Origin of the sequence: Rhizobium sp. NPDC090279 (assembly GCF_044769665.1) — a bacterium.
GTDB lineage: Bacteria > Pseudomonadota > Alphaproteobacteria > Rhizobiales > Rhizobiaceae > Rhizobium.
In genome coordinates this window covers 39502-53000 of sequence record NZ_JBIVYI010000006.1, presented here as the reverse complement: position 1 = coordinate 53000, position 13499 = coordinate 39502, and the positions used below count along the sequence as shown (strand labels likewise).

At 60.4% G+C, this 13499-nt stretch carries 15 protein-coding genes; 8 read left to right on the top strand and 7 right to left on the bottom strand.

Annotated elements, in window-relative coordinates; genetic code table 11:
- The first annotated feature begins 16 nt into the window (after positions 1-16).
- Together dhaL and ACIQWP_RS16010 are read left to right on the top strand one after the other, a co-directional pair.
- A complete protein-coding gene (gene dhaL, locus ACIQWP_RS16015; RefSeq protein WP_402788852.1) occupies positions 17-673 on the top strand; it encodes a dihydroxyacetone kinase subunit DhaL in 657 nt (218 codons plus the stop codon).
- A gap of 178 nt (positions 674-851) precedes the next feature.
- Entirely contained in the window at positions 852-1265 is a 414-nt protein-coding gene (locus ACIQWP_RS16010) for a hypothetical protein (protein ID WP_402788851.1), read from the top strand.
- Between the two features lie 31 nt (positions 1266-1296).
- Here ACIQWP_RS16010 and ACIQWP_RS16005 read toward each other — a convergent pair whose 3' ends face one another.
- Positions 1297-2229 (bottom strand): AraC family transcriptional regulator, encoded by a 933-nt coding sequence (locus tag ACIQWP_RS16005; RefSeq protein WP_402789869.1) that lies wholly within the window; start codon positions 2227-2229, stop codon positions 1297-1299.
- A gap of 436 nt (positions 2230-2665) precedes the next feature.
- On the opposite strand from ACIQWP_RS16005, the gene ACIQWP_RS16000 reads away from it, so the two are divergent.
- Genes ACIQWP_RS16000 through ACIQWP_RS15990 form a run of 3 tightly spaced genes read left to right on the top strand, consistent with a single transcriptional unit; the run spans position 2666 to position 6380 of the window.
- Positions 2666-4162 (top strand): sugar ABC transporter ATP-binding protein, encoded by a 1497-nt coding sequence (locus tag ACIQWP_RS16000; protein WP_402788849.1) that lies wholly within the window; start codon positions 2666-2668, stop codon positions 4160-4162.
- A 16-nt stretch (positions 4163-4178) separates the two neighbouring features.
- Positions 4179-5249 (top strand): ABC transporter permease, encoded by a 1071-nt coding sequence (locus tag ACIQWP_RS15995; RefSeq protein WP_402788847.1) that lies wholly within the window; start codon positions 4179-4181, stop codon positions 5247-5249.
- A gap of 36 nt (positions 5250-5285) precedes the next feature.
- Positions 5286-6380, top strand: coding sequence for a substrate-binding domain-containing protein (locus ACIQWP_RS15990; RefSeq protein ID WP_402788845.1), 1095 nt, complete (start codon positions 5286-5288; stop codon positions 6378-6380).
- A 58-nt stretch (positions 6381-6438) separates the two neighbouring features.
- Here the strand turns inward: ACIQWP_RS15990 and ACIQWP_RS15985 are convergent, their stop codons facing one another.
- Positions 6439-7458, bottom strand: coding sequence for a LacI family DNA-binding transcriptional regulator (locus tag ACIQWP_RS15985; protein WP_402788843.1), 1020 nt, complete (start codon positions 7456-7458; stop codon positions 6439-6441).
- 209 nt (positions 7459-7667) lie between these two features.
- Here ACIQWP_RS15985 and ACIQWP_RS15980 point away from each other — a divergent pair, with 209 nt between their 5' ends.
- Complete coding sequence (locus ACIQWP_RS15980) at positions 7668-8330, top strand: LysE family translocator (RefSeq protein WP_402788841.1); 663 nt, start codon at positions 7668-7670, stop codon at positions 8328-8330.
- A 91-nt stretch (positions 8331-8421) separates the two neighbouring features.
- Here the strand turns inward: ACIQWP_RS15980 and ACIQWP_RS15975 are convergent, their stop codons facing one another.
- From ACIQWP_RS15975 to ACIQWP_RS15960, 4 genes are read right to left on the bottom strand one after another with little or no spacing between them, the layout of a single operon-like run.
- Positions 8422-8766, bottom strand: coding sequence for a hypothetical protein (locus ACIQWP_RS15975; protein ID WP_402788839.1), 345 nt, complete (start codon positions 8764-8766; stop codon positions 8422-8424).
- Positions 8763-9650, bottom strand: a complete 888-nt coding sequence (locus tag ACIQWP_RS15970; RefSeq protein ID WP_402788837.1) for an NAD(P)-dependent oxidoreductase — start codon at positions 9648-9650, stop codon at positions 8763-8765. Before ACIQWP_RS15970 ends, ACIQWP_RS15975 begins: the two co-directional genes overlap by 4 nt.
- Positions 9647-10189 (bottom strand): gluconokinase, encoded by a 543-nt coding sequence (locus tag ACIQWP_RS15965; RefSeq protein WP_402788835.1) that lies wholly within the window; start codon positions 10187-10189, stop codon positions 9647-9649. The genes ACIQWP_RS15970 and ACIQWP_RS15965 overlap by 4 nt, the downstream gene beginning before the upstream one ends.
- Positions 10158-10916: an SDR family oxidoreductase gene (locus ACIQWP_RS15960; protein WP_402788833.1), complete on the bottom strand. Its 759-nt coding sequence runs from the start codon at positions 10914-10916 to the stop codon at positions 10158-10160. The genes ACIQWP_RS15965 and ACIQWP_RS15960 overlap by 32 nt, the downstream gene beginning before the upstream one ends.
- 86 nt (positions 10917-11002) lie before the next feature.
- Between ACIQWP_RS15960 and ACIQWP_RS15955 the strand changes: the two genes are divergently transcribed.
- Together ACIQWP_RS15955 and ACIQWP_RS15950 are read left to right on the top strand one after the other, a co-directional pair.
- Entirely contained in the window at positions 11003-11950 is a 948-nt protein-coding gene (locus ACIQWP_RS15955) for a 2-hydroxyacid dehydrogenase (RefSeq protein ID WP_402788831.1), read from the top strand.
- 10 nt (positions 11951-11960) lie between these two features.
- On the top strand, positions 11961-12992 hold the full coding sequence (locus ACIQWP_RS15950) for an L-idonate 5-dehydrogenase (protein WP_402788829.1): 1032 nt from the start codon (positions 11961-11963) through the stop codon (positions 12990-12992).
- Positions 12993-13055: 63 nt separating this feature from the next.
- Here ACIQWP_RS15950 and ACIQWP_RS15945 read toward each other — a convergent pair whose 3' ends face one another.
- Positions 13056-13475 carry a heme-binding protein gene (locus ACIQWP_RS15945; RefSeq protein WP_402788827.1) on the bottom strand — a complete coding sequence of 140 codons (420 nt, stop codon included), beginning with the start codon at positions 13473-13475 and terminating at the stop codon, positions 13056-13058.
- Positions 13476-13499: the final 24 nt, after the last annotated feature.

Sequence of the window (13499 nt, the reverse complement as noted above, 5' to 3'; positions counted from 1 at the left end):
GACCGGGAGGAAGACGATGTCGGAAAAAGCCGCGCGATGCCTGGCCACCATGTTTCAGCGCATATCGATCGCGATTAACGCCGAAAAAGACCGGCTCTCCGAGCTGGACGGGGCGATCGGCGACGCCGATCACGGCATCACCATGTCCCTCGGCTTCATGGCGGTAAACGCCGAACTGGCAAAGCTCGATCTCTCGCAGGCATTACCGTCCGAAATCTTCTCCGTCGCAGCCTCCGCCTTCCTGGATGCCGTCGGCGCCTCGACCGGCCCGCTCTATGCCACAGCCTTCCGCCGAGCCTCGCAAGCCTTGAAGACGGATGAATCCCTTTCGCTTGCCTGCCAGGCGATGATCGTCGACGAGATGCGCGCCGGCATCCAGCAACGCGGCAAAGGCCAGCGCGGCGACAAGACCATGCTCGACGCATGGGTCCCTGCTGCCGAGGCCGCAATCGACGCAAAGGCAAATTCGCGCGATGTTGCCGCCATGTGGAAAGCCATTCTGGAAGCAGCTGAAACCGGCGCAAACTCGACAAGCTCCATGGTTGCCGCCCGCGGCCGTGCAGCGCGCCTGGGCGAACGATCCCTCGGGCACATCGACCCAGGCGCGGCATCGGCTGTGATCATCTTACGCGCAATGCAGGATACGTTTGTTGGAGCCGGTGCGCATCCGTAACCGGTGAAGCTCAACGCCTCGTTTCAGCGATTGTTACCGTTCTTCCTGTCGATGAAAATCTCATGCTCAAAATCTTCAATTTATGAGCGTTACCTGAGATAGACATATTCCCGGCAAGATAGTATTTGTGTCGCCTCAATGGTTTGATCGCCCCTAGACTCAACCAAGAGGCTACGTAATGATGCTTACAAGAATAGGTTTTGCGTTCGCGCTTGCAGTTCTTTCGGCTTCTCCGGCGCTGGCAGACGGCTGTGCAGACCACTATGAGAGCAGCGGTGTTCCTCTGGTCACGGGCATCACCTACAAAACCTGGATGATTTTTCCATCCGTCAATCCCAATGCCGCTTTTGATAAGGTATCCCGCGCCGTTCTGGCGGAAGGCTTCGTCGATGTGAACGTCGAAAAGAAGCTCGGTACGCTGACCGCGCAGCAGGAAACGAGCGGCTCCGGCAGACCGCAAACCCTGCGTGTCGTCGTGCGCAAGAGCGGCAAGGGCAGTCGTGTCGATGCTGTATTCATCGTGCAGGCCGGGCAAGTGGCGCCGGGTGTCAGCAAGAATCTCTGCCGTATCGTGAATGCCGTCGGCGAGTAAGCCAGGCTCTGCCGGCGAGCAGATCGCGACGCTATCTATCCCCGTGCCGAGGCTGTTTGACGGTCTCGGAGGGCATTTCGCCGAAGCATTGATAGTAGAGCGCCGCGAAGCGCCCCATGTGGGAAAATCCCCAATCGCGAGCGATGTCGGCAATCAGCCGTGAGTGGCTTGAATCCATCAAGGCTCTGCGCGCGCCCTGCAGGCGGATCATCCGCAGATAGGCAATGGGCGTTGTGTTCTTGAACTGCTGAAAAGCGGCCTGCAAGGACCGCACGCTTGCTCCAGCTTCGCGTGCGACATCGATCAATCTGATGTCGGCGCCGGCATTGGTGTGCATATATTCCATCGCCCGTTTCAACTGTCTCGGGACCGCCGGTGACGCCGGCCTTTGCAGCTGCGCCGAATAGTTGTGCGGTACAGTTTCAAGCAAAGAAATCATCATGGCCTGCAGAAGACATTCGGTGAACGCGGCAGAGGATCTGTCTGCTCCGCCTGCCGTCAGGTTGTGCCAGATCAGATTTCCGAGCGCGGCAATCTGCATCCCCCGCTCCGACATCAGATCGACAGGACCCGCAAATTCCAGGTTGCCCGGAACCGGTGCATCCAGCAATTCGCTGAGCTGTCTGACCATGGCAGACTTTTCGAATGCGATACCCATATGGCCGCGCTGTTCAAACAATGTCAGCTGTTTGAACGATGACATATCCGCCAGCAGTCCCCTGCCCGGCACTGACTCCAACAGCCGGCTATCAGTGTCGATCAGCATCCCGCCCGCAGTCGGCAGATAGAGGCCGTAGGCATCGGGGCCGCCCGGCAGTGCGACGCTCATGCCGGAGTTACATTTTCCGCTCCAGACGCCGTAAGAGCCGACCGTATAGTGACGATCTTCCACCGATATTGTGCCGCGCGCGGCAAGAGGCTCGACAATGGCGGGAAACAAGGTTCTCGCATAATGCGCCGTCATTTCCTCGGCGTCAGCCTTGTCGATTTTGAACACCGAGCGCGCGGGGTAGGTCAAATGATCTCCTCATATGCAGCGCCGCAGATCGCCTCTCAGACTTCGACTATTGGTCTTGAAAGTAAATCCTCGCCCGCATCCCCATACGAAATAACTCCAGATGACGAACAAAATCAACGGATTTCGTAATAAATATTACTTTTACAACCACACGGATACATCGGCATGTCATCGCATATATTTTGATTATACTTATATAATTTCATACTATCATCTCAACTGGCCAAATATATTTTAAGTGTAAAGAATTATTATGGGTAATACGTCAATCCTTCCCTCAGCGTTGCCAAACGCTTGAGTGTTCGCCAGCCATCGCCATGCCTCTTGACGGAATGTTATCGATAACATAGCCTTTCCCAATCGACGCTTTGGGAGGAGCAGGATGGACGACGGAAAGCTGCTCGAATTTTCCGATATCACCAAAGAATTTGGCGGAACGCGCGCGCTATCGAACGTATCGCTCGATTTGCAGCGGGGCGAAATTCTCGCTCTTCTCGGAGAGAATGGTGCGGGCAAATCGACGCTCATCAAGACATTGGCGGGCATCTATAAGCCGGATGGCGGGCAGATCCTGTTTCGCGGCAAGCCTTATCACCACCGCCCGCCGCAACCCAACCAGCGCCAGCCGGTCGCCTTCATCCATCAGGATCTCGGGCTGATCGAATGGATGACGGTGGGCGAGAATGTCGGGCTGGCCCAGGGCTATTCCCTGCGCGGCCGATTGATTGATTGGCGCGCGACGGAACGGCGCACCGCCGAAGCCCTGAAGCTCGTCGGTTGCGACTTCGACCCCTCGACCCGCGTTCAGGAACTGACTCGCACGGAAAAATCGCTTGTCGCGATCGCCCGCGCGCTCGCCGTCGAGGCGGATGTGCTGGTTCTCGATGAACCCACGGCCAGCCTGCCTGCCGACGAAGTCGAGAAGCTGTTTGCCGCCATCCGCCCCCTCAAGGAGCGCGGCGTGGCCATGATCTACGTCTCGCATCGCCTCGACGAGATTTTCCGTATTGCCGACCGCGTTGCGGTCCTGCGCGATGGGCAATTGGTCGGCCAGAAGCCTGTCTCTGAGACGACGCCCGATGAACTCATCCGCATGATCGTCGGGCGCAAGGCGGACCAGCTCTTTGTCAAAGCAGAAAGAAGCGCTGGACCTGCGATCGTTTCAGTGAAGGAGCTTTCCTGCCGCGGCGCCGGACCGGTGTCCTTCGATATCCGCCAGGGCGAGCTCCTCGGTCTCGTCGGCCTGCGAGGCGCCGGACAAGAGCTGATCGGACGTGCCCTCTTCGGCTGCGAACCGTCGCAAGGCAGCGTGCGATTGAACGGGGCGGAGCCCGATCTTTCCAGCACGGTCGCCGCGATGGCATCCGGTATCGGCCTGATCGCCAGGGATCGCACGGAAGAGTCTGTCGCCATGTCGCTCAGCCTGCGTGAAAATACCTTCCTGAACCCGGGAGCCTCCGGCAGACGCCTGTTTTCGTTCCTCTCGCCACGCCGGGAAGCGGAAGCTGCCTATTCTCTTGGGAGCCGTGTCGGCCTTAGGCCCAACGACCAGAGCCTTGCCATCGAGGCGCTGTCGGGCGGCAACCAGCAGAAGGTCGTCGTCGGACGCTGGCTGGCGACGGGCCGAAAACTTTTGATTGCCGAAGACCCGACCGCCGGCGTCGATGTCGGCGCCAAGGCTGACATCTATCGCCTCATCGCCGAGGCCGTTGAAGCGGGTCTCGCCGTTCTTGTCGTCTCCACGGATTTCGAGGAGATCGCCCATATCTGCCATCGTGCCCTGGTGTTTTCGCGCGGGAGGATCGTGCGCGAACTCAGCGGCACTGAACTCACAACACCGGCGGTCATCGCCGCCGCATCTGCATCCGAAGCGGCCTGAACCGGAGGGGGAAACCATGCAATCGATCGAATCCAACGCGCTCGAACCGACCCGCGCCGAGCTGTCGACCATGAGCTTCGGCCAGAAGATTCAACGTCTCCTGCCGGTCTATGGCCTCGTCATCCTGACCGTCTTCCTGATCCTGCTTTTCTCCATTCTGCTGCCGCAGACATTTCCGACGATGCTCAACCTGCGTTCGATCATTTCTGACAAGACGATCATCGCCATCCTGTCGCTTGCGGCGATGATCCCGATGGCGGCGGGGCGCATCGATCTGACGATCGGTTACGGTATCGTGCTGTGGCACGTGCTTGCGATCAGCCTACAAACGATGTTCGGGCTGCCTTGGCCGGTCGCCGTTCTTATTGTCATCGCCCTTGGCGCGCTGACCGGATTCCTGAATGGCCTTCTGGTCGAGATTGCGAAGATCGACAGTTTCATCGCGACGCTCGGCACGGGCACGGTCCTTTATGCCATCGCACTCTGGCATACCGGCGGCCGGCAGGTTGTGGGCATGCTGCCTCAAGGGTTCTATGCGCTGAACGGCACGATGGTCTTCGGGCTGCCTATCACCGGCATCTATGTTCTCGCGCTTGCCTTCGTCATGTGGATCGTCCTCGAGTATCTGCCGATCGGCCGTTACATCTATGCAATCGGCGCCAACCCGAAGGCTGCGGCCCTGAATGGTATCCCCGTTCGCCGCTTCGTCATCGGTGCCTTCGTCACCTCGGGCACGCTTGCCGCCATCGCCGGCGTTCTGCTGGCCTCCAAGCTGCGTATCGGTCAGGCAAGCGTCGGGCTTGAATATCTCCTGCCAGCGCTGGTCGGCGCCTTCCTCGGATCGACCACCATCAAGCCCGGCCGCGTCAACGTCTGGGGCACGATGATCGGCGTCATCATCCTGGCGGTCGGCATCGCCGGCATCCAGCAGTTCGGCGGCTCCTTCTATGTCGAGCCCCTGTTCAACGGCGTCACCCTGCTCGTCGCGATCGGTATTGCCGGCTATGCGCAGCGCCGCCGCAGCCATGCCGGACGCATGGCGCCGCCCCAAGCATCACAGCTTGCCGCCAAACCGGCGGAGAAATGACCATCATCTCAGTTCAAATGTCAGGGAGGAGAAGACATGAACCGTAGACAATTCCTGCAGGCCACGACCGCCGTTCTGGTGCTCTACGCCGGCCAAGCCTATGCCGACCCCATGGCGGATGCAAAAGCTGTCGTCGATAAATATGCGACGCCGGTGACCAAGTGGGACGGCCCGACGACCGGGCCAAAGGCGCAGGCCGGCAAGACCATCGTCGTGCTCGCAGGCGACCTCAAGAATGGCGGCATTCTCGGCGTCAGCAACGGCGTCGAGGAGGCGGCAAAGGCGATCGGCTGGCAGGTCAAGGTTCTCGATGGCGCGGGCTCCATCGGCGGACGCACGGCCGCCTTCGGCCAAGCGATAGCGCTGCAGCCTGCCGGTATCATCATCGATGGCTTCGATGCCGTCGAGCAGGCTCCGGCGCTGGAACAGGCAAAGGCCGCTAAAATTCCGTTGGTCGCCTGGCATGCCGGCCCGACCATCGGCCCCGATGACAAAAACGGTCTCTTCGCCAATGTCAGCACCGACGCCATGGAAGTCTCGAAGGCGGCAGCCGACTGGGCCTTCGTCGACGCCAAGGGCAAGCCGGGCGTCATCATCTTCACCGACTCCACCTATGCGATCGCCATCGCCAAGGCGGACAGGATGAAGCAGGAGATCGAACGGCTTGGCGGTAAGGTGCTCGAATATGTCGACACCCCGATCGCCGAGACATCGCAGCGCATGCCGCAGCTGACCACGTCCCTCTTGCAGAAGTACGGCGACAGCTGGACGCATTCACTCGCCATCAACGACCTCTATTTCGACTTCATGGGTCCTTCGCTTGCCTCGGCCGGCAAGGGCGGCACCGACGCGCCGATCAATGTCGCCGCCGGCGACGGCTCGCAATCGGCCTATGAGCGCATCCGCGCCGGCCAATATCAGAAGGTGACGGTGGCCGAGCCGCTGAACCTCCAGGGCTGGCAACTGGTCGACGAGCTCAATCGCGCCTTTTCCGGCGAGAAATGGTCCGGCTATCTCTCGCCACTGCATGTGGTGACGGCGGACAATATTAAGTCCGATGGCGGCCCCAATAATGCCTTTGACCCGGATAACGGCTATAAGGACGAATACAAGAAGATCTGGGGCAAGTGATCCCAGCAACAGGAAGTGGCGCGGCCTTTAGGTCGCGCCACTTCCCTCAACGGGATGACTAAACTCGGCGGCTGCTATCGCGCGCAATCAGCTGCGGCGAAATCCGGACATTGCCAGCCCGCTGCGCGCCATCGAGAATATCGAGGATCAGCTCAGCGGTTTGCTCGCCGATTTCCCGTGCGAAGGCGTTGATCGTCGTCAGTGTCGGCACACAGACCTCGCCGATCTCATAATTGCCGAAGCCGCCGATGGAAAAACGTTGCGGCACCGGAATATCGAGCCTCCGGCATTCCGTCAGCGCGCCATAGGCGGCAAGGTCCGAGACGCAGACGACCGCTTCCGTATCCGGATAGGTTTCGATCAGCCTTGCCATGGCATTGGCGCCTTCGCGCATCGAAATCGGCGGTGAGCCCACAGCGATCAGCCTGGAAGCCTCGAGGCCATGCCCCTGCATGGCCTCGATGAAGCCGAGCCTGCGCTCGCTGCCACGTGAATCCCGCTCGACATCGCCACCGATAAAGGCAATACGCCGACAGCCGAGCTCGACGAAATGATCGACCATATCGCGCATGACGGCCCTGTTGGAAAAGCCGACATAATGGCCGATCGGATCAACCGGAATGTCCCAGGTCTCGATCACCGGGATCGCCACCGTCTGCAGGAGCCGACGGGCGCGCTCGGTGTGGGTCCCGCCGGTCACGACGATCGCCTGCGGCTTGCGACGCAAAAGCTGCTCGATCAGCCGCTCCTCCTCCTCGACATTATAGTTGGTATAGCCGAGCAGGATCTGCATATCCCGCCTGGACAAGGTATCGGAAAGACCACCGACCGTGTCGGCGAAGTTAGCGTTGTTGATCGAAGGAATGGTGACCGCGACAAAGCCGGATTTTTGCGAGCGCAAATTGGCTGCGGTGCTGTCGAAAACATAACCCAGTTCTTCCGCCGCGTTCAGGATGGCTTCGCGCGTCTCCGGGCTGACCAGGCTGTCAGCCTTGAAAGCGCGCGATACGGTCATCGGAGAAACTCCCATGACGCGGGCTATGTCTGCCATGGTGGGCGCTTTGCGATCGTTACTCATTAATGGCCTATGTTATCGTTACCATCAGAGTAATATGCCTCTTCCCCGAATGGCAAGAGCGCTGCCTTGCCGATCCGGGAACGAAAGCGCGAAACCCTCTCTTTGCGAGCATTCCATTGGCCAACCCTTTCAACAGAATGTTGTTAAATCACATCACAACTCATGGGCGACACATTGAAGCGCTTTAAAGCCGTTGATAGGTTCACACGATGCCTGAGGAGGAAGTCAAAGCCGTGTTTGAACCAGATAAGATCGTGCCATTCGCCGCCGCCGCCGCATCGTTGATCATGACACCCGGGCCAGCCAAACTTCTGTTACTATCGACGAGCGCATCCCGTGGTTTTCGGCCCGGATTCAAGCTTGCCTTGGGTATTTTCTTCTCGGACACGGCTCACGTCACCCTCGTTTCGGTGGGCCTTGGGGCTCTGATCGTTTCAAGCCAGATGTTCCGCGGCATCATTGCCATTATCGGCGCGGTTTTTCTCATCTACTTTGCCTCAATATATCTGCTGAAGGCCTATCGTGGCCCTGCTCCGGCGACCGTCCAGGGACGAACGGAGTCCGAGAAGGACCTCATCGCAGTGGGTCTTTTCCTAAACCTGTTCAATCCCTTAGCGATTGCCTTCTATATGGGGCTGCTGCCCCAGTTCGCTGATCCTCATTCACCACACTCAACCGTCGCGCAAATTGGAACATACGGCGGAACGCTCATCATAATTTTCCTCGCGACGCACACGATGATCGCCTTTGCTGCTTCCAGAGTGAAACGAACACAGGTTTCCCAAATCTGGTTTCGAACCAGCTACTGCCTCGCGGCGCTCGTCTTGCTCTGGCTATGCGCCAAGATGCTGATCGGCATATTCCTGCGGTAATGAGCACTCGTCGCGGGCACCATCCTATGTACCCGCGAAACCAGGGCTCTTCCGCCGAAACAATGTCTGTGGAAGCACCTTTCGGTATCGCCTAGCTATTGGCACCCAGCACGAACTCGTTGGCACGCGTCACATGATGATGGATGCGCCCCTCGAAAAAGCGGGAGAGCACCGCTTCCGTCGCCGCGCGGGCCTCGCTGCGCACGGGGCTTGCGAGCGCTGCTTCGACCGCAGCCATGTCCGGATAATCGACGGCCAAAATCATCGGGAACTCGGGAGCGCCCTCGTCCCGCGCTTCGGCGAAAGACACGCGGACATCCAGAGCGCCCGGAAACTGCTTCCATTTCGGCAGGATCGTTTCCATGACCGCCGTTCGAAACGCCTCTGCCTCCCCATCCCTGACCTTGCCTTCGAATAATGCGTAGCGGGTAATCATCCGGCGATCTCCTTGTTCGGACCCTTGAAGAATTCCATCAGTACCGCCTGGTCTTGGCCGCCGAGGCCGGCGGCCGTCAGCATGCGGTGGATCTCGGCGCAGGCGGCCGTCAGCGGCATGGCAGTGTTGGTGCGCCGGGCGAGGTCTTGCGCACCGTTCAGATCCTTGACCATGTTGTCGATCCGGCCGGTGCGACGATAATCCTTGGTGACGTAGCGCGGCATGTATTCCTGGAGGATTGCGCTATCGGCCCGGCCGCCCTTCAGCGCTTGCGGGATCTTGGCGGCATCGACACCGGCATCGAGCGCCAGTTGCGTCGCCTCCGCGACCGCGAGAAAGTTCAATGCGCAAAGCACCTGATTGATGAGCTTCGTCGTCTGTCCCGCGCCGACCGGGCCCATATGCGTATAGTTCGATGCCACATGGCGCAGGACCTGATGCGCATCCGCGACATCCCGCTCACTGCCGCCGGCCATCAGGGTCAATTGCCCGACGAGCGCCTTCGGCGCGCCGCCGGAAAGCGGACTGTCCACCCAGCGCAGGCCCCTTTCTGCCGCCTCGGCGGCAAGCGCCTTGGTCGCATCGGGATCGATCGACGACATGTCGATAATCAGCGTGCCATGTCTTGCGCCCGCTGCAACACCTTCTGATCCGAAGACTGCGGCGTGGACAATCCTCGGCGAGTTGAGGCTCAAGACAACGAAATCGGAAACCGCGGCTGCTTCTGCGGCACTGGCCGCTGCCGTTGCACCTTTCGCCGTCAGCGCCGCGACCTTATCCTTGTCGAGATCGAAAACCGTCAGTTGATTGCCTGTCTCCACCAGGCGGTTACCAATGGCTCCCCCCATCGCGCCGGCGCCAATCAGCGCCACCTTGTTGCTCATGATTGTGTCTCCTCCAAACTTGCGACGATGGCCGCAACGAGCATATCCAGCGGCTGATCGATATCGACGGTGATCGCCTGCTCGTCGGCGCCGGGCGGTTCGAGCGCGGCAAACTGACTATCGAGCAACGCCGGCGGCATAAAATGATCCCGCCTTGCCTGCAGACGTCTCAGGATGGTTTCCTTCGTGCCGGCGAGATGAATGAAGGAAACCGGTGCGCCGGCGACACGCCGAATCCGATCGCGATAGGCCCGCTTCAGCGCCGAACACCCAATGAGCGCCGTCTCATCCGCCAAAGCGAGGCATTGACCGATCTTGTCGAGCCAGGGCCACCGATCGGCGTCGGTCAATGGAATGCCGGCGCTCATCTTGGCGACATTGGCCGTCGGGTGCAGATCATCCCCATCGACATAGATGCCGCCAATGCGCGCGGCGAGTGCCGACCCGACGGACGACTTGCCGCAGCCGCTGACGCCCATGACGACGAAACGGCGCAGCCCAGCGCCGTCAGAGCGAAGCTGTGATGCCGCCGTCGACATAGAGCACGTGACCGTTGACAAAGGAGGAGGCATCGGAGGCGAGGAAGACGCAGGCGCCGACCAGTTCTTCGACACGTCCCCAGCGGCCGGCAGGCGTGCGTTTTTCAAGCCATGCCGAAAAGTCGGCATCGGCGACCAGGGCCGCGTTCAATGGCGTATCGAAATAGCCCGGCGCAATGGCGTTGCATTGCAGCCCATGCCTGGCCCAATCCGTCGCCATGCCTTTCGTCAGATTGCCGACGGCACCCTTGGTTGCCGTATAGGGCGCGATCGATGGCCGTGCCAGCGCCGTCTGCACGCTTGCGATATTGATGATCTTGCCGGCGCCGCGCTTGATCATGTGCCGCGCGACGGCCTGACCGACATTGAAGACGCTCGATATGTTCGTGCGCAGAAGCCTCTCAAAGGCGTCTGCCGGAAAATCCTCGAGCGGCGTGCGAAACTGCATGCCGGCATTGTTGACGAGGATATCGATTGCGCCGGTCTCAGCCTCGAAAGTATCTACGGAATGACGCACGGCCTCGTGGTCGGTGGCGTCGAATGGCAATACATGCACCTTGTTTTCGAAGCCTTCCGCCGCCTTGGCGAGCCTGTCCTGATCGCGGCCATTGAGAACAAGTTCCGCCCCTGCCGCCGACAGCCCCTTGGCGAGTGCAAGTCCTATGCCTTGGGAAGAACCCGTCACCAGGGCACGCCGCCCTTTCAGATCGAAGAGGCCAAGAGACATCGTTTCCTCCGTTTTTTATCTCGACAGTGATCGCTTCCCTTGTTTATGTTATCGATAACATTTGAAGTCAAGAGAGGATGCGAAAGATGGAAAAGCCAGCGATCCTGCAGATTGGCCCCTACCCTCAATGGGATCAAGAGCCGCTCGACGCGGCGTTTCAGGTTCACCGCTATTTCGAGGCCGCCGACAAGGCGAAACTGCTTGCCGATGTCGGACCATCGATCAGGGGCATCGCGACGCGGGGCGAGCTTGGCGCCAACCGTCCCATGATCGAGGCCTGCCCCAATCTGGAAGTCATTTCGGTCTATGGCGTCGGCTTCGACGCCATAGACCTGCAGGCCTGCCGCGAACGCGGAATCCGCGTTACCAATACCCCCGACGTGCTGACCAACGACGTCGCGGATCTCGGGATCGCGATGATGCTTTGCCTGTCGCGCGGCATGATGGGTGCGGACACCTGGGTGCGTGACGGCAGCTGGGCCGAAAAGGGTCTTTATCCCCTCAAGCGCCGCGTCTGGGGTCGACGCGCCGGCGTCCTCGGTCTCGGCCGCATCGGCTTCGAGGTTGCCAAGCGCCTGAAGGGATTCGACATGCAGATTGTCTACTCCGATGTCGAGGCAAAGTCCTATGCTCCAGATCTGACATTCGTGGCCGATCCCGTCGAAATGGCTCGGCAGTCGGATTTCCTGTTCGTCACTCTCGCCGCCTCCGCGGCGACCCGGCATATTGTCGGTCGGAAGGTGATCGAAGCGCTCGGTCCGGAGGGCATGCTGCTCAACATCTCCCGCGCTTCTAATATAGACGAGGAAGCGCTGCTGGAGGCGTTGGAGACCGGCAAGCTCGGATCGGCCGCCCTTGACGTCTTCGAAGGCGAGCCGAAGCTCAATCCGCGCTTCCTGGCGCTTGATAACGTGCTGCTGCAGCCCCACCATGCTTCCGGCACGGTGGAGACGCGCAAGGCCATGGGTCAGTTGGTGCGCGACAATCTCGCCGCCCATTTTGCCGGCCAGGCATTGCCGACACCCGTTCTTTGAGGAGGAAGACATGAAAGCCATCGTCGCTCACGCCGCCAAGGATGTGCGGATCGAGGATTATCCGGACGAAGAACCGGGTGCAGGAGAAGTCAAACTGCGGCTCGCAACCGGCGGCGTCTGCGGCAGCGATCTGCATTACTACCATCATGGCGGCTTCGGTACCGTGCGATTAAAGGAGCCGATGGTTCTCGGCCATGAGGTCAGCGCGACCGTGATTGCGCTCGGCCCCGGCGTAGACGAGCTCCAAGTCGGCCAGCTTGTTGCCGTTTCGCCTTCCCGCCCCTGCCGAGCCTGCCGCTATTGCCTGCAGGGCCTGCCCAATCAATGCCTCAACATGCGCTTCTATGGCAGCGCCATGCCCTTCCCGCACATTCAGGGCGCATTCCGTGAGACGCTCGTTGCCGATGCCATCCAATGCGTGCCGGCCGATGGCCTGACGCCGGGTGAAGCGGCAATGGCGGAACCCCTGGCAGTGACCTTGCACGCCACACGACGCGCAGGCGAAATGCTTGGGAAGCGCATCCTCGTGACCGGCTGCGGCCCGATCGGCGTCCTGTCGATTCAGGCCGCGAGACGCGCGGGCGCCGCCGAAATCGTGGCGACCGATCTTTCGGATTTCACCTTGTCGCTCGCCAGGCAAGCGGGTGCCGACCGGGTCATCAACACGAAGAACGAGCCCGAGGCACTTGCCGCCTATTCCGCGGACAAGGGCACTTTCGACGTGCTCTATGAATGCTCGGGCGCCACCGCGGCCCTCGTCGGCGGCATTGCGGCGCTCAGACCGCGCGGGATCATCGTCCAGCTTGGCATCGGCGGCGACATGAGCCTGCCGATGCTGGCGATCACCGCCAAGGAACTGGAGCTGCGCGGTTCCTTCCGCTTTCACGAGGAGTTTGCTGTGGGGGTCGATCTGATGCGCAAGCGCCTTATCGATGTGCGGCCGCTCATCACCCATACGGTGCCGCTTGCCGATGCGATCAGCGCCTTCGAGATCGCCTCGGATCGAAGCCGAGCCATGAAGGCGCAGATCGTCTTCGCCTGAGGGAAAAACGGCGAGAAATCCGCTCCATCGAAAGCGTGGACGGATTTCGCGCCGAGACCCAAACTAATCGAGATCAGCACCGATTGCCCTAAGGGCGGCGCGCGCAACCTGTTCGTCCTGTTCGCCCGAACCCGAACCGACGCCAATGCCGCCCACAAGGGTACCTCCAACGCGGATCGGCAAGCCTCCGCGCAAACCCGTCATCCCGCCATGGGTGGCAACCGCCAAAGGCACCCTCGCATGTTCCGGCAGTGAATGGCTCGGTGCGTCGATGGATGCGGCCGTCTGCGCCTTGGCAAGCGCGCTTTTCAGTGATTGAAACCGCGAACCACGCATGCGGAAGGAGCCGAGCGTCACGCCGGACTGATCGACGATGACGATGCATTGCGGCTGCTCCATCTGCGAGGCCGTCGAGATCGCAGCGCTCAACAATGTCATCACCCCTTCGTCGCTCAAGACACTCGACGTCAGAATATGGCTCATGCACTATCCTCCCGACTTGCGGAC